This window comes from Sporolactobacillus mangiferae (assembly GCF_023336505.1).
Lineage (GTDB): Bacteria > Bacillota > Bacilli > Bacillales > Sporolactobacillaceae > Sporolactobacillus > Sporolactobacillus mangiferae.
Window position 1 is genome coordinate 1 of record NZ_JAMAST010000004.1, and the last position, 20,997, is coordinate 20,997.

Annotated in this window: 13 protein-coding genes and 1 pseudogene; 2 read left to right on the forward strand and 12 right to left on the reverse strand. The window is 45.5% G+C overall.

Translation table 11 applies throughout. From position 1 onward, the window contains the following. Window positions 1-1,855: 1,855 nt before the first annotated feature. Window positions 1,856-2,476 carry a TetR/AcrR family transcriptional regulator gene (locus tag M3N64_RS05780; RefSeq protein ID WP_249099484.1) on the reverse strand — a complete coding sequence of 207 codons (621 nt, stop codon included), beginning with the start codon at window positions 2,474-2,476 and terminating at the stop codon, window positions 1,856-1,858. Window positions 2,477-2,623: 147 nt separating this feature from the next. On the opposite strand from M3N64_RS05780, the gene M3N64_RS05785 reads away from it, so the two are divergent. Continuing rightward, on the forward strand, window positions 2,624-4,609 hold the full coding sequence (locus tag M3N64_RS05785) for an ABC transporter ATP-binding protein/permease (protein ID WP_249099488.1): 1,986 nt from the start codon (window positions 2,624-2,626) through the stop codon (window positions 4,607-4,609). Window positions 4,610-4,739: 130 nt separating this feature from the next. Continuing rightward, a complete protein-coding gene (locus tag M3N64_RS05790) occupies window positions 4,740-6,851 on the forward strand; it encodes a family 78 glycoside hydrolase catalytic domain (protein ID WP_249099491.1) in 2,112 nt (703 codons plus the stop codon). Between the two features lie 521 nt (window positions 6,852-7,372). On the opposite strand, the gene lacG is transcribed toward M3N64_RS05790, so the two are convergent. The 11 genes and pseudogenes from lacG to pfkB form a co-directional block, all read right to left on the reverse strand. Continuing rightward, on the reverse strand, window positions 7,373-8,782 hold the full coding sequence (gene lacG, locus M3N64_RS05795; RefSeq protein WP_249099494.1) for a 6-phospho-beta-galactosidase: 1,410 nt from the start codon (window positions 8,780-8,782) through the stop codon (window positions 7,373-7,375). A 36-nt stretch (window positions 8,783-8,818) separates the two neighbouring features. Further along, on the reverse strand, window positions 8,819-10,510 hold the full coding sequence (locus tag M3N64_RS05800; RefSeq protein WP_249099497.1) for a PTS lactose transporter subunit IIBC: 1,692 nt from the start codon (window positions 10,508-10,510) through the stop codon (window positions 8,819-8,821). 171 nt (window positions 10,511-10,681) lie between these two features. Next, entirely contained in the window at window positions 10,682-11,014 is a 333-nt protein-coding gene (locus M3N64_RS05805) for a PTS lactose/cellobiose transporter subunit IIA (protein ID WP_249099501.1), read from the reverse strand. A gap of 495 nt (window positions 11,015-11,509) precedes the next feature. Beyond that, window positions 11,510-14,152, reverse strand: coding sequence for a sigma 54-interacting transcriptional regulator (locus M3N64_RS14180; RefSeq protein WP_368389897.1), 2,643 nt, complete (start codon window positions 14,150-14,152; stop codon window positions 11,510-11,512). A 427-nt stretch (window positions 14,153-14,579) separates the two neighbouring features. Next, window positions 14,580-15,566 (reverse strand): mannitol-1-phosphate 5-dehydrogenase, encoded by a 987-nt coding sequence (locus M3N64_RS05815; RefSeq protein ID WP_438271006.1) that lies wholly within the window; start codon window positions 15,564-15,566, stop codon window positions 14,580-14,582. Further along, window positions 15,529-16,725, reverse strand: a pseudogene (locus M3N64_RS05820) (PTS mannitol transporter subunit IIBC); the annotation flags it as partial. The gene M3N64_RS05815 and the pseudogene M3N64_RS05820, both read right to left, overlap by 38 nt. A gap of 320 nt (window positions 16,726-17,045) precedes the next feature. Then, a complete protein-coding gene (locus M3N64_RS05825; RefSeq protein WP_249099507.1) occupies window positions 17,046-17,216 on the reverse strand; it encodes a YvrJ family protein in 171 nt (56 codons plus the stop codon). Window positions 17,217-17,278: 62 nt separating this feature from the next. After that, complete coding sequence (locus tag M3N64_RS05830) at window positions 17,279-17,497, reverse strand: DUF2922 domain-containing protein (protein WP_249099510.1); 219 nt, start codon at window positions 17,495-17,497, stop codon at window positions 17,279-17,281. 36 nt (window positions 17,498-17,533) lie between these two features. Next, window positions 17,534-17,752, reverse strand: a complete 219-nt coding sequence (locus tag M3N64_RS05835; protein ID WP_249099513.1) for a DUF1659 domain-containing protein — start codon at window positions 17,750-17,752, stop codon at window positions 17,534-17,536. A 405-nt stretch (window positions 17,753-18,157) separates the two neighbouring features. Next, window positions 18,158-20,056 carry a fructose-specific PTS transporter subunit EIIC gene (locus M3N64_RS05840; RefSeq protein WP_249099516.1) on the reverse strand — a complete coding sequence of 633 codons (1,899 nt, stop codon included), beginning with the start codon at window positions 20,054-20,056 and terminating at the stop codon, window positions 18,158-18,160. After that, on the reverse strand, window positions 20,053-20,997 hold the full coding sequence (pfkB, locus tag M3N64_RS05845; RefSeq protein WP_249099521.1) for a 1-phosphofructokinase: 945 nt from the start codon (window positions 20,995-20,997) through the stop codon (window positions 20,053-20,055). Before pfkB ends, M3N64_RS05840 begins: the two co-directional genes overlap by 4 nt.

A 20,997-nucleotide genomic window follows, 5' to 3' on the forward strand; every position in this document is an offset into this window, starting at 1 on the left:
TTGATAATTCAGACGACATATTATTTAAAACAGTTTTATTATAATTTTTTGAAATTATAAATAAATAGTTTTTTTGGATTTTAACATAATTGCCAAATTACCGATTTATCGCGATTTCAGTAACAAATGTCACATTAATTTTCATAAATAGGTCTAAATAACGATATTGCTATCCATCCATAAGGATGAATTTTATGGAAGTTTTTTTCTATTAATTAATACTGATTATTATTTAGAATTATATCTTAGAGTTAAACGAACACTAATTTATAATTAGTATCATTAGCTAATTGATACCTGACATAAATTATATTGATAACTTTAATTTAATGTAAACGTTTCATTTACCGAAAAATATTTTTAATTTTTTACGATTGTACCTTTATCCAAAATTATGGTAGATTTTTCTTGCTCATTGTCTGATCTCCATCAAAGATAGAATAAACGCTAAATGATAAATTTTATATGAATATTATGAATTTTCAGTTCTATTTAGGTTTTCTTCTCCACCATATAAACTCATCAATATCGATTTTTTTAACAAAATGTTCATATTATTTTGTTAGGTTCTTTTACATCCTACGTCAGGTTGCAAACCATTGGCTGAAACGCTTTAACCTAACTGATGTCGCCAACCGCAGGGTTTCTGCCTATTCGGGCGGTGTGCGCAGGAGTCTGGACATCGCTCGGAATCTGGACTGCTCGCCAACGTTCGTGGAAAATACACTCCGGGTGCAGGATAACTTCATCAATACGGTTTATTAAAAACCCTTAGGATTGCTAAGGCAGAGACAGTAATTGATGGTCAATATTTCTCGACTGTAACACTTAATGATCTAAATACACGTAATAATACTTCTGTTGTTAGGTTTGAGGTGAAGGAAGGCGCGAAACATCAAGGATCACGCGATGATTAACAGTTTAACAATGAACCTTGGAAATCAGCTTTCTTTCTGCTATCTTCAATGATCAGACGCTAGATGAAGGAATTAGAAAAACCGGGCATAGCCTGGTCCTTAATCTCCAGCCATGTGTTATGGGTTCGTGTCTTTGGGTTCTGAATCGTCACTTCGGTTGCTCGCTTGCCGCGGGCGCACCGCGAGCCTCCTCAGACAAGCAAGAACCTGCGGGTCTCGCTGGCACGCTAATCCCGCAGGCGTCTCGCACCTCCGCTTTGATTCTCTGCCAAGACACTGGTTTATTATATAGTTTAAATTCGGTGCAAAATCTTATACTTTCTTTACTTTTTAGAAAAACCGGGCAAAAAACGCCCGGTCCTTACTTCCGCAGGATGCGGTGGCTTCCGCGTTGTGCACAGGACGTACTTTCACAGGATGCCGTTTGACTGCGATTTACCGACCATTCAGCATGATTTACCGGTCATTCCTGCGCTATTTACCGGTCATTCAGTACGATTTACCGGTCACTAATCATCATTTACCGGTCATCGCGTGTTTTCACAGTTTTCTACCGGAGTCTTTGATCTGTTTGTTTTGTTGGCATCAACGCTCCAGCTGCTCGCATCAACTGTGCACGACCGCGGGCAGTCTAGGAGCATCTCCCCAGACAGGCTAAAATCTGCGGGGTCTCACGGCACGCATTAACCAGAGCGATCAGCAAGAACGTTGCACAGGCGCCAGTGCACCTCTGCCTGGATTCTCGGCCAAGTTACTGGACTATTGGTTTGAATACACGGGAACATTCTATACTTTCTTATCGTGGCACAAAAGCACGAGTCTCTTATTGGATGAAGAAGCTTGAACTCTTTCGATGTTACTGATGGATTCACCAGTTCTCAATAATGTTAGCCCTTTCATTTTCTAGCTTTCTGCTTTTTGACCAGCCAGTTTCTTCCTTATTTTGTTCCCTGTTCTATGTCACCGTTGACACCCAGAAGCCCTCGATAAAACATCATATCCAGTTCATGGTCAATTTGCTGTAGCAGTTGCGGTGTCAGTTTGAACTTATCCATATGCTGCGGGTTGCGGAAATACTGAAAAAACATGTCGATATAAATAAACACCGCTGTGTCGCTTAAATTGTCGGCAATATACCCCTCTTTTCGCCCACGTGCAACAAAATGGCGCCAGAAATTACTTTGGCTGCCAAATAACCGATTCACTTCGCTATTGTTCTGATACAGCCGGAAAACGAAATCAATCATTTTTATATGCACACGGCTGAACATGCGCTTTGACAAACGCTGCATACGTTGCGCAACCTCTGGAAATGTCAGACTTTGATCCTTTAAGTAGCTCATTACCATATCATGATACTTGGTGAGCATCCGCATCGCTATCGCCTGAGACAGTTCTTGCTTGCTTGAAAAATATTTGTAAAGCGTCGCTGATGAAATACCGATATTCCGTGCTAACTGGCGCATTTCAATTGTCTCCGGGTCTGCTTTGATATACATATCAGTAGCAACTCTTAGAATGCGCGCCCGCATCATTGCTTTTCGTTCACTTCTTTTCATTAGCTGTCCACGCCACACTTCCCGTTTCTTGTTCATTAACATTATTTTAAGAATTTCTTTGTTTTTTGTCAAAAAACTAAAACATTATTGACATTATGTTTTAGTTTTTGTATATTTGTCTTGTGTAAACAATAAAGGAGGAGACAGATGGCTTTTCTCGAATTACAAAACATTCATAAATCGTACTTTTTAGGCAAAGAAGAATTCCCGGTCCTGAAAGGCATTGATCTCCAGCTCGAACGGGGCGAATTCGTTTCGATCCTGGGAGAATCCGGCGGTGGCAAATCAACCCTGATGAACATCATCGGCGGATTGGACCGTAAATTTACGGGTCAGGTAAAGGTAGAAGGAAAACTGCTGGATCATACCAAGGAAAAGCAGTTGGACAACTACCGCCGCAGTACGATCGGCTATATCTACCAATCGTATAATCTGATCAGCCATTTGAACATTGTTGAAAATGTTCTGGTCTCTTTAGATATGACAACACTGAGCGGCAGCCAGCGAAAAGAACGGGCAATCGAGTTGCTCAAAAAAGTCGGCCTGGGTGAGCATTTAAAGAAACGTCCAAGCCAGCTTTCAGGAGGTCAGAAACAGCGGGTGGCCATTGCAAGAGCACTCGCCAGCGATCCTGACATCATCATCGCTGATGAACCGACAGGTGCGTTGGATTCAAAGAATACTGCGGAAGTGCTCAAGCTTCTGGAACAAATTGCAGTGGAAGGCAAGCTGGTTATCGCCGTCACCCATTCCAAAGAAGTGGCAGGCCATGGTACGCGAATCGTTCATCTGACCGATGGAAAGATTGATGGAGACACGCGACTGAAACCCGCTTATGAACTGCCTGAAAATGTGCAGACAGACTTCCATCAAAAACCACTTTCCGCCGGAGCAAGTTACAAAAATGCTTTTAAACACCTCTCTTTTAACTTCTGGCGCAATTCGATCATTATGCTGGGAACGGCAATCGGACTGTTTGCCGTACTGCTCTTCAGCGGCCTCGGAAACGGAATTAACGCGTTCATCCAGGATCAAATCAATTCAATGATCAATCCCAATTCGATTACAGTGATGAAGAATCCGACCGGTAAGAAAATGACCAGCACCGAGCTGCAGCAGTCGATGCAGCAATTTGCAAGCGACCCGTCTAAGCTGCTGCTTACAGACGATCAGGTTGACCGCCTGAACGACTTAAAACACGTTGATAAGGTAGAGCCTGGTTATCAGCTCAGCACGTACACCCTGTCCTATAATAAGAAGAATTCGAACAGCTCAGGCATCCAGACATGGACGAAGGCATTTGCTGAAGACACTGTCAAAACCGGGCATGCACCTGGAGACAATGAGATTGTGATCAATAAGAACGAAGCAATCGCTCTGTCCAGTGCCAAAACCTACAAAAAACTGCTGGGAAAAGAAATCAACCTGACCTTTCAATGGATCAATAAGAAAAACCAGCCCATCCAGGTGACCGGTAAGCTTAAAGTCGTCGGATTTCTGAATGGCGGACAAGCAAGCATCCCGGCGATCACCAATTACCACACGATGCGTGAACTGATCGAGAAGAAGAACGGTGAAACGAAGGCAAATTTTGTTTCTGTTAACGTTACCGAGATCGACTATGTAAAACAGGTCGCCAAGAAGATCCAGGGATTAAAAGACGACGGCAAATATGTTTATGGATCGATTACCGTCGGCGACATTTTGGATACGGTGAATCAATATGTCCAGATGGCTTCGATTGTCCTTTCAGCAATCGCCGGCATTTCACTTGTTGTCTCCGCGCTTATGATCATCGTGACCATGTATATGTCGGTCTCTGAACGAACGAAGGAAATCGGCATTCTGCGCGCACTGGGGCAACGGAAAAAAGATATTCGCCGTCTGTTTACCGCCGAATCGATTCTGATCGGACTGTTTTCTGCAGCACTCTCCATAATCCTGGCATACGGATTCAGCGCGCTGCTCAATCATCTGCTCTACAGTATCGTTAAATTCAACATTGTCCAGATTACAATTACCAACATCATCACAACGGTGATCATCGCTCTGGTGATCTCATTTATTGCCGCGCTTCTGCCGGCAAGACGCGCGTCACGGCTGAATCCAATTGATGCACTGTCTGCGGACTAATGCTCACATCCTCATTTCTTATGATTTAAGCCTGACCAGGCCACTGGCCTGCAACTCATTTTTGACAAACTCCATGCCTCGCCGCATGGAGTTTGTCGTTCATCCATCATTTTATTCAGAGACACCGAGGTTGCACGTCTTCGCACATACGGAAGCAAGTAAACAGCATGTTTATAATCTTTATCTCAACGGGAAAGCCGTCGGCATCGGTCCGGCACGCAGTAACGGCACAAGCCAGTACTATAATACTTATGATGTGACCGATCTGATCCGAAAGGGAGACAATGTGATCAGCGCGATCAATTACGCGACTGCAGGAAAATCCTTTCTGGTTCAGATGACTGTTTATTATACAGACGGCACCAAGAAAGTCGTTGTAAACTCTGGTCGGGATGCCGGCAATTGGAAAACCCTGGACGGTACGTCCGCATTCGGCGACAACGGAACGAGCGTCGGAACCGGCTATTATAAGCAGGCGGCGGAAAATATTGATGCCACGAAGTATCCGTTCGGATGGAACACGATCGGTTTCAATGACTCAGCCTGGCAGAATGCTTCTGTAACAGGGACAATCATTGATCAGAGCAAAGAAAACTTAACGCCGTATACATCGGAAAATACAACCCTTCACTCTGTCCGTGCACAAAAAGTGACGCATAAATCGGATCGGGAGGTTATTGATCTGGGCAGTGAAATCATTGGCGGATTACAGTTAAGCATCAACAGCCCGGACTCCCGGAAAATAACGGTACGTTACGGGGAACAGCTGGATCGTTCGGGAAATGTAAAATATAAATTAAATGCAGGCAATGATTACGAAGAAACATGGACACTGAAAAAAGGGCATCAGACAATTGAAACGACCGGCATGAAGAATTTCCGTTACGTTGAAATTCTAAATGCTCCTGATGAACTAAACGTCAATCAGGTTCAGGGAAGTGCCATGCGGCAGGATTTTGATGATCACGCCTCTTCATTTACCTCATCAAACCCGTTGCTGAACCGAATTTACAACTTGACCAAATACACGGTCAAAGCCACCAATCAGGATCTGTACACCGACTCACAGGCTCGGGAACGGCGCGCCTACGAGGGTGATGCGCTGATTAACGCCCTTTCCAGCTATGCGTTTGAGGCTGATTATTCTCTGGCCCGCCACTCTCATGAGTATTTGATCGACAATCCGACATGGCCGGCCGAATATAAACTTTTTTCAGTTGAAGTCGCTTGGAACGACTATCTGTATACGGGCAACAAGGCCTCTCTGGTCGCTAATTATAACAAGCTGAAAGAGAAACTGTTCCTGAATAATTATAATCCGGAACTGGGACTGGTTAAGGGAGACTGCCTGGTCGACTGGCCGACCGTTGAACGGGACGGCTATCAATTTTCCGATTACAATACTGTATTTAACTCGATTTCGGCAGGCGCTTATGAAGACATGGCCAAAATTGCTCAGGCCATTGGCAAGCACGAGGATAGTCAGTTATATAGTGACCGGGCGAAGGCGATCAAAGAAGCAATGATAAAGAAGCTTTATGATCCTGAAAAAGGTGCGTTTCATGATTCACTCAGCACTTCCGGAACACTGTCGCAGCATGCGACTGCCTTCGCATTAGCCTATGATGTTTTTGATAATCAATCAATGGCGGACAAACTGGCCGAAACAATTAAAAGTCAGGGCAAATTTAAAACAAGTATCTATGGTGCTTACTTTGTGCTGAGAGGATTATATCATGCGAATGCGGGAGAAGTCGCTGAGCAGCTGTTACTTAATACGGACTCTTCCGATAAGCGGACCTATGCACATGTGCTGAACGATTTAAATGCAACCATCACTCCGGAAGCATGGGATGAAACGCTCAAAGGAAATCTGACTTTTTCACACCCATGGGGATCGGCACCCGCAAGCCAGATTGTTGAGGGGCTGTTCGGCATTCAACCGCTGACTCCAGGCTTTGACACATTCCAGGTGAAACTGCAGCCAGGTAACATCGATCGCGCAGCCATCAAGGTACCTACCATTAAGGGCAACATTACTGCATCCTATCTTTTGAAGAGAAATCGATTGAAAGTGACTGTCCAGATTCCCGAAAACAGCAAAGCCTGGATCTATCTTCCATTGTCCAAGGCACAGAAGAAACAGCTAATTGTCGATGGACACTCAGTTAAAGGAACCCAGGACGGTTCTTATCTTAAAATCGACCTTGGGTCAGGAGGGCATGTCCTTTATCTCAATTAATGTTGATTGGACTTTCCCGGCCGTGATAAATGGTCATATTACTAACAAGCAACAGCGGGTGAATGTTTCACTCGCTGTTTTGTATTTTGCCAGTTAAAAGAGCAAGTGGGTGGTTCACACGTGATCCGTGCTGAATGACCGGTAAATCTTATATTTGGTCATCGCGAGAAGCATTTACCGTTCATGGTTAGAAAGCGGGAAAAAACGCCTGATCCCTTGCCAGTGATCTTGTACCTGGTGGGCTCTTCAGCTACTCGCTTGCCACGGACGAACCGCAAGTCTCCTCGGACAAGCAAGACCTTGTTTTGATGCCTGGATATGAAATTGTTATTGGGCTGGGTGTCAGGCAAAATTTTATACTTTGCCACAAATCCATTAACCATAGAATGTATAAATAATAGAATCCAGGTTCCGGCATGGCTCCTGGATTCTTAGCAGATTTTTGAAAACTGCTGATTGTGATTTTAACCACTTTGAACGGTTTCATTAAATCTCTGTTTATATCACCTGGCTGACGTAAATCAGCTGTCAATTGCGTGCGACAATTCTTTGAACCAATAGGCACTTTTCTTTGGATAGCGTTCCTGCGTTTCGAAATCAACATAGAACAGTCCGTATCGTTTGTTGTACCCATTGGTCCAAGAAAACATGTCTTGGAGTGACCAGACGAAATATCCCTGGACATTGGCGCCATCCTGAATGGCTTCTGCAATTTTTTCAAGATGCTGTTCGATATAATCAATTCTGGGCTGATCATCAATCAGCTGGTCTTTTCCCTCGAACTTATCTTTATGGCCAAGGCCGTTCTCAGTCACATAAATTTTCCTGGTCTTCGGATATTCTTTGGTGATACGCATCAGCATATCATAGATACCCTGTGGATAAATCGGCCAGTCCCAATCGGTCGTCGGAATGCCTTCCTTACGAATCACTTCCCCGATTCCCTGGAGACGGGAAACGGAAGTGCCTTTCGTTCCGGTTCCATTGTGAGTAAACTCGCTCTTTCCTTCAAAATCTTTAACGAACTTACTGAAATAGTAGTTCACACCAACAAAGTCAAGCTGGTCAGCGGCTCTGTCCAGTTCATCACGATCCGAATCGGTAATGACAAGTTCACCGCCGCCATTTTTCTCAAGGATTTCATTCACCAGCTGCAGTGTTGTATCGCTGTATTTTCCTTCCAGCGTTCCGTCGAGATAGAAACGGATTTCCAGCGCATCCTGCAAATCGGCAGCATGACGATCTTTCACATCATCCGATGCCGGATAAACCGTTTGCAGTGCGTGGACAATGCCGATCTCGCCTTCACAGCCCATCTTCTTGAACAGGTTCACCACACGGGCATGAGCAAGGTTAAAGTTATGCTCGCATTGCAGAGCCTTCAGAAACTGAAAATGTTCCTGAGGTGGGAAAGTACCGGTAATATACTGCTGTGTCGATACGGAAACCGGTTCATTAATCGTGATCCATTTTTTTACCTGGCTGCCATATTCCTTAAAACAGAATGCAGCAAAGTCAACAAAATAGTCGATGTTTTCAGGATTCAGCCAATCGCCGGTTCGATAGGTCGCATCGGGAGAATCGAAGTGATGCAGCGTGACATAAGGCTCGATGCCCAGTTCGGCACATTCATCGAATAAACGATGATAGAAAGCAACTCCGCGCGGTTCAATTCGGCCATGCCCTTCCGGAAAAATACGGGACCAGGCGATCGATACGCGAATTGCCTTAATTCCGAACTGCTTACAGAGCACAAGATCTTCAGGATAGCGATGATAAAAATCGCAGGCTGGATCAGGGCTGAAGCGTCCCTGTTCTTTAAGATAATCATCCCACAGCACTTTTCCTTTTCCATCAGCCTGAGTGGCTCCCTCACATTGATAAGCTGCCGTTGCACCGCCAAGTACAAATCCTTTTGGTAATTTCAGCAAAGCGTTCACTCCTTGTTCAAATTTCATAACAGACATTCAAATATTTTCACTGACAAAACGAAGTGCCTTGTCCGCATCCCGCGTTAGCTCAATATACTGTCGGCCACTTGTTGTTACCATTTTCGTGTCATATTTGTCGCAGATATTCTTCAGATTGTCCTTCATGCTTTCCATCTGCGGTGCAAGAATCACCAGATCCATATCCTGAATCAGGTCCATATCCGCTCCATAGGCGCGTGCCGCAGCATTCAGCGGAAGTTTCCTTTCACTTGCGGTCTTGTTCAAAGCATTGGCGAGAATTCCGCTCGTCCCTCCGCCAGCACAGATCACCAGAACATTAGTTTCTTTATCGATCGTTTTCGCTTCGCCTGACTGAGTTTCGTGATTGTCGGCAACCGCAGCATCCTTGTCAGTTGCTGCGACTCTGGATTGGCCACTCGCTGCAGGTGCGGCGTCTGCGGCGGCTTCCTCAGCAATCAGCTGAATGTCATAGGCACGCATAAATGGATAGTAAATCAGCACATCGATAAGCAGCATTACGGCAACCATCAGAAAGGAAAGTACGGCAAAGCGTGTACTCATTACGATACCGATCGGTGCCGGAAGTGTCCATGGCAGATAATAGATAAATCCGCTCATGTGCAAAGTGGAAACGAAGAACTTGAGAATGGCGACGTTAAGCATCGGTGTCAAAATAAACGGAATGAAAAATACCGGATTCATAATGATTGGCGTACCAAAAAGAATCGGCTCATTGACCGAGAAACTGACCGGCACAAAGGTTGCCTTACCGACGGCCTTAAGCTGTCTCGATTTTGCCAGAAGCAGGAACATATAGGCGAGGACAAACGTTGATCCGGTACCGCCCAGATTCATGACATAGTCCATTGTGTTATTCGCAAACACATGCCAAGGATGCTCGCCCGCCTGATAAAGTTTCATATTTGCGTCTGTATTGGCCAGCATGATCGCGATTACCGCCGGCTGAACGATGGATGGTCCCTGAATACCGATGAACCAGAAGAAAGCCATCGCACCTGCAATGATCATCAGGCCGATATACGAGTCCGTACCCGAGAAAAGCGGGGACAGAACCGTAATGATTGACTGTGCAAGATTCTGATTGTGTGAAATGGTACGGAACACAATATCAAACAACCAGAAAGCAAGTACGGAAAGTGCCATAGGAATCAAGTCTTTGAACGTCTGAGAAATATTCTGCGGGACCTGCGGCGGCATCTTAATGGTCACGTTATTCTTAATACATACATAATAAATGTTCGGCACAATTAATCCGATGATGTACGCGCAGATAAGCCCTTTTGTCCCGAGAAATGAAATATCGATGCCTGTTTTGAGTGGATCTGCAGCCACAATAAAGAAACAGATCTCCGAGGCAATAATCACCGATATCGGATTGACCGGATTGGTTTTTGGCAGCGACAGATTCTTATAATCAGTCAACGATTTAGCTGTTGTCGCTGCAATGAAAATGGCCAACAGCCCCATTGAGAAATTATAGGCTTTCAATAAATAGTTTTGTACATTGGCACTCCAGTAAAAACCCCAAATGTTCGGGATAAATGCAACAAGAAGAAACAGACTTGAAAAAAGAATAACCGGCATGACGGCAATAAATCCGTCACGGATCGCGGACAGATACGGATTCGCCGCAATTTTTTCAAAAGTCGGCTTCATTTTAATCAACTGGTTGATTAACCAATTCATAAGTAGCTCCCCTTTATGTGTATATTGGTAATAAAAACGGTTGCCTGATTCCATAGGCAAGAACTGAATTTTTAAGGTTTCATGCGATGGCTTCACTTTTGTCTGAGCTCTGTCGAAGTCATGTTTTCGGGTAATTCCTGACAAATGGACTTGCGTCATCACACAGGACGTTTATTTTTTCTCCAGTCTGTAAACCCTTTCATAAATATCGATAAAGAATTTCGTTTCTTCCATGAGCATCATTGTGGTCATTAAGCTGTCCTGTGCATGAACCATAATAAAAGTAACGCTCATGTCCTGGCCGCCAGCTTCTTCGCTCAGCAGCCTGGTTTGTGACTGATGTGCATCATTGACCGACTTCTGAGCATCCTCAACTAATTGGCGTGCTTCCTCAAAGTTACCCTGGCGTGCCTGATCCAAAGCCTTAATCAGTGCTGATTTTGCATCACCCGCATATGCGACAATTTCAAATCCGATCATTGAGATTTCTTCTTTACTTGCCATAGAAATGATTGCCCCCTTTTATTATCTGCTTCGCACCTTGTCTTGTTCATCAACTCTGGTTCTGCCAATCACCTCGCATTCACCATACAATAAGCAATATTCGTGCCAACTTTTTTTGCACACATAAGAGTTGATGACAGCCCTGGCCCTGAAATTAAGGTGGTCCGTATGTGTCCTTTGCGAGAGTGCCTGGTCCAATCCTGATTCGTTAATCTATTTCTTTAGCCTGCCGCAGGCGCACCTCCGCTTTGATGTGCCAGTAGTTAAGAACCTTTTCATCCAGTTGGCTATTTGGTCATAGTAAAACCCCCAAAAGTTGAATTCTTTTGTCCAACTTCAGAGGGCCGTTAAAAGGAGTCTGTTTTTTTAAGAGTATATAAAATTTAAGGAAAATAGTATAAGTGCCGGCGGCTTCGCCCGTGTCAAAGGCTTGGCGAAACCAGGTTTTCTAATCTGTTTTTTAAACACATGGATTCATCTTTTAAACACATAGCGCTATTCATTGTTCCTTTTGATAAACTGTCTCAGCAGCTCATAAAGAAGTGTGCGTTCATATCCGTTCACATGAATATTATACTTTGCTTCCATATCATGAAAAATTTCTTTCGTCACTGCATTGAATTCCTGTTCCTCATCTGAAGTCGGCAAGTCGAGGTGCTCCTTTGCGTGATTGCTTTTTGTTGTGATCAGACGTTCAACCATCAAGGCAATATGCATATAGAGGTTGAGTTTTCCCTTGCCATCCACTTTCATCTCATAATACTTTTCATATAATGAAATGACATACTCGACTTCATTAATAATGATGCTCGGATTCAGAAAATTAAGCCTGCTCGAAACGCCTTCAATAGTAAGATCCTTTAACAGCTGCTGGATCATGGATTCAAAATGTGCCCGGCTTAAAAATGGCTGAAGTTCCTGCCACAGGTACTCTCTTCCTTTGTTTTCCAGAATTTTGTAGATGTTGACGCTGGGTACGTCAAGCTTAGCCGGAAGTTCGGAAGTTGTAATGATTAACAGCGTCTTTATAAAATAAGTTTCATCATTCCGCAGGACAGCATCACGAAGTTCCTTATAGTCCATCGTCAGCACATCAAGACGATCCTGTGGTATAAAACGCGTCATAATCTCGCGTACACGATTTGAAATCCCTGCTCCGGACATACATGAGATGATGATGTTCTTGCCTTGCGTCAGCCCTTCAAAATAACGTGCTTCAACAGCGTATCCATCCTTTGCCTGTTCTGCAATAACTTTAAATGGAACATTTTGAACCATCTTCATCCCCACATCAAGTGCAACAGCTGTTGTCAGATTATTGATGACAAGAAGATCTCCGGCCAGCTGATTTTTAATCGATGAATAAAGGTGTGTTAAGGAGCCCATATCAACCAGCAGAATTAGCCCATCGCTCGTATCCTGCCTGTGCAGATAATCTTTGACTTTCTCAATAATTTCGTTAATTCCTGTATCAAATGGCATGTCAATAGACTCGAACACGAATGTCTGGCACAGTTGATTCACAACAGTCTGAATGCTGCTTGCCGTGTGAGATCCGTGAGCAACCATCAACCCGTGAAGCTGAATATTTTCTGCAATAAAAGGTTGAATAAAGAAGGTAAATAATTGCGTCAGCAAACCGCTGATATTCTTATCGATCAGATGCTCAAGACGTATCACCAGTTTTTCGGCGACGTAATGCGCTTTTGGAAAAATACGGATGACACAGTCATCGAGGCTGCTGATTATATCAGTCTGCCACCTGCTTCTCAGGCAAATCATATAGGCCTCAAACAACGCATCAATGATATCGGCTGAGCACATGATTCCGTAGCGTTCTTTTATCCGAAACACTTCCGTCTTAAATTCCTCGTAGATTAATGATGATTGATTGATGAACCGCGCATTGTCCTGACTTGCCTGATGCATTTGCTGCGCCAGTTTCTTAAATTGCAGAATCAGAGCTGAACGGTCGAGCGCTTTTCCGTCTTTTCTGTCACGCGAGAGATGAGTAAAGAAATCAATTATTTCGTGCGTCAGTTGATGAGGCGCAGGACTGATTACTGTCTCACCAGCGCTGTCATCCATGGAAATACGAATCGGCGGCAATTTCCTGTATCCGGATGATTCAGCACGTTTTTGCATTACCGCCGGCAAATGATTCAGATCAATTTTGATCCACTCCTGATTTTGCTGAGTTGAAAATGCATGCGCACAGCTTAATTGAATCATGTTGCGGAGCATGCCGACATTGCCTTCAAATTTATGGAAACACAGCTGACTGAACACCTCGCTGCTGATCTCTATATTCCGTTGAATTTTCTTTGATTCTTGAAGATAAAAACAATAGATTAGTTGAAAACGTTCGAAAAACGGGCGTTCACTTAATCCGCAAAGATGAACCTTCGCCGGTATTCTTCTCCGAAACGTGCCGAGAAGTACCTCATCATTTTGCTCAGTCGTTGCAAAGATCAGTCTGACTTTCGATTTTTGCCATTGTTTATTTTCACCGATTGGCCGAAATTGCCCTTTATCCATAAAAATAAATAACTTTTCCTGATTTTCAAAAGACAGGCGATGAATTTCATCAAAAAATAAGTATCCGCCATCCGCCTGCTGAAGAAGTCCCGCTTTATCCTGATCCGCTCCTGTAAACGCACCTTTCCGGTAACCAAATAACGTACTTGAAAGCAGTTCGGGATTATTTGCGTAATCCGCACAATTTAAAATGATGAACGGAGCATGCGGGGCAATCACGCCATTGTCCACCGCATAGTGATAGATCAGACTCGCAAGAAAGCTTTTTCCAACTCCGCTTTCACCATTTATAATGAGCGGCAATCCGTCTGGCGGATAATTAACCGATGCTTTGCATTGCTCAATAACCGCTTCCTGGCTTCCGTCAAAACCAATGAAGGCATGGAATGCATCCGTTTTCCGTTCTTCTGGTTCATGAATTATATTTTGCACGGCCGACCATCGAACGGGCTTTCTTCCTTTTTTCAGAACCAGTCCTTCTTTCAGCAACCCGCTTAAATAATGGCTGACCACCGAGCGGCTCAGATTCAGTTGATTCGCAAGTTCCGTGCGGTTGCATCCATATGCCCCTGATCCGCGCGTTGTGTTAATGCTGCATATATTCGGTCATGTGCTCTCATGAAAGCCCTTTCTCCTGTTTTCTTTTCATTATACCTCATTAATCGCTCATACTGAACGCCAGAAAAAAACTTTCAACGGCAAATCAGCGTACGCAGGCATATGGTGAGCAAAATATGGACAGCTAGCATTTTGTTTTCTTAAACTTCTTTTCTTTATAAATAACGGGATGCTCACGGATGAGAAAAACAGTCATTAATCTCCGTTCACGTGCCGTTGATCTATACCTTTTGTTCATCGCCGCTATGGTTGCTCGCTTATCACAGGCGTCCCGCGCCTCCGTTTTGATGCTTATGCATGTATTGTCACAGAAAAAAACCAGGCCACCCTGACGGGACAGCCTGGTTTGAATACGTACCTTTTTTCGCGCACTGGAGATTTAAAAATGTAGGTGATAACGCCCTGTCTCTCATCCTGGTTTCACCGAATTTTCTTTATAATAACGAATGGCTTCTTTTGTGATCGGGTCTTCCGGGGACAGACCGCTCACCTGGTTCAATACGGCCAGCACGCCCTTTGTTTTCAGCTGTTTCTGCAGTTCTGCTGCTTCAGCATCCTCGGTATAATCAAAACGCAGAGCTGCCGCTATGACTTGAGCAAGATGAGTAAAGGACAGACCGAGCCGCTTCGCTTCACGAGCCGGTTTCACGAGCCGGTCTTCCGGACCAAGCTTGCGAATCGGTGAACGTCCGACACGCGTGACATCATCATTCAATTTCGGATTCTGGAAACGGTGAAGAATCTTTTCAATATACCGTTCATGCGTCTCAGCGGCAAAGCCGTAACGCTTGATCAGGTAGGCACCGGTTTCTTCAATCGTTGCTTTGACATCCCGATAAATATCCGGATCAGCCAATGCTTCATGAATCTTGTTTTTCCCAGCCTGATAACCGAGATAGGCGGTTGTTGCATGACCGGTATTGACGGTAAAGAGTTTGCGTTCAATGTAAGGAGCAAGATCCGGAACGATTTGCATCCCTTTTACTTCAGGTAATTTTTCTTTAGTCGCAACAATCCATTCATGATAGTTCTCAACCAGCACATCAAGCAGTTCTTCATTATGCTGCAAGGGCACGATACGGTCGACAGCCGAATTCAGGAAAAATACCGTTCCCTCCATTTTTTTAACCGTCTCTTCATTAAGCGTTTTCAAAACTTCATTTTTTAAAAGATCCGTTGCATTGATCTGATTTTCGCATGCAATCACATAAAGTTTTTCATGTGTATGTTTTAAGCGTTCCGTCAGTCCTTCTGCAATCAATGGCGCAATGAACGGAAGCACTTTCGGACCGATTGCCGTAGTCAGGAAAGACGCCCGGCCAATCGCTGCCACAACTTGCTCTGGATGCGTTTTACTGTAGCGACGCGCCCATGGCGCTTGAGCCCATCCCCGCATCACAGGCAAAGACGATTTTTTTCACGGCCTGCGGATCGAGCGTTTTTGAATTCATGAGCACACTGGAAACGCGACTCTTCTTGCCTTTCATGCTCTCCATTTTTCGAGTTGCTTCCTCAAGATCTTCATTCCCCGACTTATCGGTTCTCAGAATCAGTGCCGCGATCAGAAAGGAAACGGTCAGCGAAACAAAGACATCGGCGATATTGGCCGCAAAACTGCCAAAAGATTTCGGTGTGACGGCCAGCATTGCAAGAAAGCCGCCTGGAGAAGCCGGTCCGACCAGCCCACCGTTCAAAGCAACAAGCGTGAAAATGCCGCTCATACCGCCGACAATGGTTGCTACAATTAAAAGCGGTTTCATTAAAATGTATGGAAAATAGATTTCGTGAATGCCGCCGAAAAAGTGAATGATCGCTGCACCGGGCGCTGATTTCTTCGCATTGCCCTTGCCAAAGAAGCAGTAAGCCAGAAGAACACCCATACCGGGACCAGGATTGGCTTCAAGGAAAAAGAGCACTGACTTGCCATACTGGCGCGCCTGATCAACGGCGATCGGCGTCAGCACACCATGATTGATTGCATTGTTCAAGAATAGAACTTTGCCTGGTTCGATAAACAAGCTGGCAAGCGGGAGCAGTCCGGCATGAACAAGCCATTCCACACCTGAGGCAAGCCCGCCACTGACCGCGTCGACAACCGGCCCGACGCCAAGAAAAGCAATAATAGCAAGAATCGCTCCAAGAATTCCTGCCGAGAAGTTATCGACAAGCATTTCAAATCCTGTCTTCACTTTTCCTTCAATCGATTGATCAAATTTTTTAATAAGGTAGCCACCGAGCGGTCCCATGATCATGGCACCGAGAAACATCGGAATATCCGTACCGATAATGATTCCTGCGGTAGCAATGGCACCGACAACCCCGCCGCGGTGATCAAAGACAAGTTTACCCCCCGTGTAGCCAATTAAAATCGGCAGCAAATAAGTGACGGTCGGCGTAACCAGTTCAGCAAGTGCCTTGTTCGGAATCCATCCGGTCGGAATGAACAGGGCCGTAATCAGTCCCCAGGCGATGAACGCTCCGATGTTGGGCAGAATCATTGAACTTAGGAAGTTGCCGAACTTCTGGACTTTTACTTTAATCGAACTTCCTGACATAACTTTCTCCTCCTTCATTGTTTATTCCATGCAGTGCCGGAATAAATCGCGGGTCAACGATGAAAACGTTCATAGGTATGATCCATTCGTTAAAACGCTTACATTTTGTGAAAACCCTCTCTCTATCTACACTTTAATTATAAAGAGCGTATGTTCACAAAAACAACACAAACTAAAACCAGTTTTGCCAACCTGCTGATGACAAAACTGGATCTGATTGTGCTCCGAATAATGGTTTACCGGTCATTCTGACGACTTTACCGGTCATGGTGCGGCATTTACCGGCCATCATGGTGATGGGCAGCAGACGGCTCTCTTTTTTATGCCTGTTTCTGAAGCTGATCTTCCGTTCGGCCGGGTTCCTGATCAATCGGAAGCAGGCGAACCGAACGAATCAGCTCATCCAGCTTGCTTTCAATCCTATGCAAGAGGAAAAAAGTGACCACTGCCGGGAATCCGACATCCTTAATCATTGAGAACCACACCTCCATGCGGAAACCTCCTTTCCAAATAAAACAGAAGCCGGGATGTGTGTTCCGGCTTCTGCTCGACATTATGCTTCCAGTTCGATTGGTGTCGTGTTGTTTTCCGAGATGCGTGCTGATTTGATCGCCGTTAAATCGCCGCCTGTGGATTGGAACACATTCTCGGTGATAATTGCGCTCATAGCATCTTTGATCGCAGCTGGATCCGCCGGTTCAACCGGATCGTTCAGCGAAAGCGTGACGCTTTTGCCTTCAGTATTCAGAAATACAAGACTCAATGTTTTCATTGATGCTCCTCCTTTCTACTCATTTTTTCTCACCGTTTAGTCGGTTATTTCCGCTGAATCGTGGCGTTCAACGGTGATCAGCTCGTGCTGCTGGAGCGGCGCCAGCTTGCGCGCGATAGACAGCAGGCTGGCTTCCGCAGCTGCCGGCTTAATATTTCTGAACGATTTTGTGAGTACGATGGTTTCGCCTTTCTCATCCTGACCGCCGTTCAGAGTCATCACAAAAGCTGATTCCGTGATTGTGCTGGTTGCCATATGAATCACCTCCTACATGAAATAGATAGGCGACGCATGCCGGATATGGTGACATGCATCGCCTTATTTTTCTATCCGCAAAAAAAACCGATCTTTACCTTTCGCAGAATGTGATGGTTTTCGCGTTGCATTTTTGCCGTGGCTGCTCGCTTGCCGCGGGCGCACTGCCAGCCTCCTCAGGTAAGCTGCAGGATCTCACTGGCACGCATCGCCGGGACAATCCCGCAGGCGCCAGCGTAGTGCCTCCGTTTTAATGCCCGGCCCAGCCATGGCTTGATTGGATACCTTAACCCCGTTAGAAAATCTGGCTTTGCCAAGCCTCTGGCTGAGGCAAAGACGCCGTCGCACTTATACGATAATTAAAAAACGACTCGCCAAAGCGGCGAATCGTTTCACTGTGCACCATTAGCGGAGCAGGGCAAAAATCTGGTCAGCATGCTCGGCATTTTTCAGCTGATGCACCGTATTCTGGTCAACCAGCTTCTGAGCGGTATCCGACAGATAATGCAGATGTGCTTCACTGCCTTTCGGTGGAATCATAAAGGCAATGATAAAGGTGACCGGGTTGTTGTCAAGCGTTGGCCAGTCAGTGATCGGATCAGCCAGTTTGATCACCAGCATGGATGCCTGGTTGATCGTCTCCGATTGAGCGTGCGGTATCGCAAAGCCGCCTTCCATACCTGTTGAGCTTTGGTTTTCTCGTTTTTGAAAAGCGCGAATCAACTGTTGCTGATCCTGAATGACGCCTTTTTCCTGCATCTTTTCCGCAATGAACCGGAACAGCTCGTCCTTTGTCCTGATGCCCTTCTCAAAGTAGATGTTTTCTTTCTTCAGCAGTCCGGACGTCTCAGACGCAGGAGCATCTTTTTCATGCGTGGATGCTGGCGACTGTGCGGCTGACTCTGCCTGAAGATTCATGTTCTTTTTATAGCGGTGCTTCTGATCCGCAGCAATCAGGTACCCGGAAACAAGTGCTCCTGCGAGTATCGCAAGCACCCAGAGCAGCGGATGAGTCACGATCGGCAGAACAATGAAGCCGCCATGCGGGGCAGGCACCTGAACTTTCAGATAATAGGTCAGAATGGCCGCGATAGAAGAACCGACCATCAGTGACGGAATCACGACCAGCGGATTCTTTGCTGCAAAAGGAATCGCGCCTTCCGTGATGTGTGTCGAACCAAGCAGAAAGTTGACATAGCCGGCATTGCGTTCTTCTTTCTCAAAATACTTTCCGGCAAACAGGACGGCAAACCCTGTGGCAATCGGCGGGGCGATGCAGGCGGCCGAAACACCGGCCATGAAGTAAAAGTTCCCCTGGCCGAGCAGAGCGACCCCTGTAACATAAGCCGCTTTATTCACCGGGCCGCCCATATCGAATGCGCACATCATGCCGACGATCAAACCGAGAACAAGCGGACTTTGATTCTGCATATTGCTCAGAAAATGCATCATTCCTTCATTGATTGCAGTCATCGGTGAGGAAAGCAGAACCATTAAGTAACCACCGATAAAGCCGCCAAGTACCGGAAGAAGGAAGATGGATTTTAAACCGTCAAATTGCCTGGGAAGCCCCTTTAAGACTTGCTCAATCAGAAGAATCAAATATCCGGACATGAAGCCGCTGACGATACCGCCAAGAAAACCTGTACCGTTTGTGTAGGCAATCATTCCGGTAATAAACCCGATGATCAGCCCCGGACGTTTGCCGATCGCCTGAGCGATATAAGCCGAGAGAATCGGAACCATCAGTCCCAGACCGACTTTACCAATTGCGTTCAGATTGGCTGCAAAGACATTGTACTCATGGCTCTTCGGATCCGCTGAATTAATGCCAAACATAAATGAGATCGCAAGTAAAACGCCACCGGCTACAACCACAGGAAGCATATGCGACACACCGTTCATCAAATACACATACAGCTTATGCGCAAAGGATTCTTTTTCCACGCTGCCGCTCGTGTTTGCGGATACCGGTGTTTTTCCGCTTTTGAACAGCGGTACGGAACCGCTTACAATTTCCTCAATTAATTTATCCGGTTCTTTAATCCCTTTGGTAACGGAAACTTTAAGCACACGTTTTCCGGCAAAACGGTCCTCATCAACATCCTTATCGGCTGCGATAATGACGCCATCCGCCTCCGCAATTTCCTGCGGTGTCAGCGCATTTTCAATACCCGCCTGCCCGTGCGTCTCCACTTTGATTTCAATTCCTTTTGCTTTTGCGGCATCTTCCAAAGCTTTTTTAGCCATAAAAGTATGGGCAATGCCTGTCGGGCAGCCTGTTGCTGCAATAATTTTCGTCATGATTTTCGTACCCCCTCTGTATCATTGATCAGTTTAACCTGTTGCATCAATTCCGGAACATCCTTTAAATCGCTTAATCCGGCAGTGAATGCCGTTGATGATCCGGCAGCCGTCGCAAATATCAGTGCATCTTCTATGCTTTTCTGCTGAAGCAGTGAGCCGACAAATGTGCCAAGCAAAGTGTCACCGGCGCATGCTGTATTGACGACTTCTCCCCTTGGCGCCGTTGTCTGCAGAACCCGGTCTCGATCCAGATACATTGTCCCTTTCTCCCCACGTGAGACAAGTACGCGTTCGGCACCTTTATTCAGAAGCTGCACTGCCGCATCAATAAGACGAACGTCATCTTCAAAAACAGTGGGATCCTCATCCAGCCATGCCGCGAGCTCCTCGTCGCTCGGTTTGATCAGAAACGGGTGATCGGACAAGCAGTCAAGCAGCGTTTTTGCGCTCACATCCAGCACCAGCCTGAACCCTTTCTTAACAGAAAGCTCGGAGATTCGTTTCAGAATCGTTCCATTGACACCCCTGGGAAGACTTCCGGAGACAAATAAGAGATCCTCGGGTTCAAGACCGCTGATTTTCGCGATCAATGCATCCTGAGCTTTTTCATCAATCACCGGCCCGCGATTCACGGCTTTGTACTCCTTCTCCCCTGCTTTTATAAAGGTATTGATTCGGGTGATACCGTCAATGTGGACAAAATCTGTATCAATGCCCGCCCGTCTCAGTTCATCTTCAATGTACTTCCCGGTAAAACCGCCAAGAAAACCGGTTGCGCAATTTTCGATGCCCATTTTTTTCAGCATAAATGAGATATTAATGGTTTTCCCGTTTGCCTGATAATCCTCAAAAACACTCCGATTCACCACATGGGGTTCAAAATGTTCAAATTCAGTAAACAGGTCGATTGCAGGATTCATGGTGCATGTATAGATCAC

Coding starts and splice junctions, on each gene's coding strand:
- M3N64_RS05780 (WP_249099484.1), bottom strand. CDS start 2,476: ATGAAAAGAAGTGAACGAAAAGCAATGATGCGGGCGCGCATTCTAAGA.
- M3N64_RS05785 (WP_249099488.1), top strand. CDS start 2,624: ATGGCTTTTCTCGAATTACAAAACATTCATAAATCGTACTTTTTAGGC.
- M3N64_RS05800 (WP_249099497.1), bottom strand. CDS start 10,510: ATGAATTGGTTAATCAACCAGTTGATTAAAATGAAGCCGACTTTTGAA.
- M3N64_RS05805 (WP_249099501.1), bottom strand. CDS start 11,014: ATGGCAAGTAAAGAAGAAATCTCAATGATCGGATTTGAAATTGTCGCA.
- M3N64_RS05815 (WP_438271006.1), bottom strand. CDS start 15,566: ATGCGGGGATGGGCTCAAGCGCCATGGGCGCGTCGCTACAGTAAAACG.
- M3N64_RS05825 (WP_249099507.1), bottom strand. CDS start 17,216: ATGGAGGTGTGGTTCTCAATGATTAAGGATGTCGGATTCCCGGCAGTG.
- M3N64_RS05830 (WP_249099510.1), bottom strand. CDS start 17,497: ATGAAAACATTGAGTCTTGTATTTCTGAATACTGAAGGCAAAAGCGTC.
- M3N64_RS05835 (WP_249099513.1), bottom strand. CDS start 17,752: ATGGCAACCAGCACAATCACGGAATCAGCTTTTGTGATGACTCTGAAC.
- M3N64_RS05840 (WP_249099516.1), bottom strand. CDS start 20,056: ATGACGAAAATTATTGCAGCAACAGGCTGCCCGACAGGCATTGCCCAT.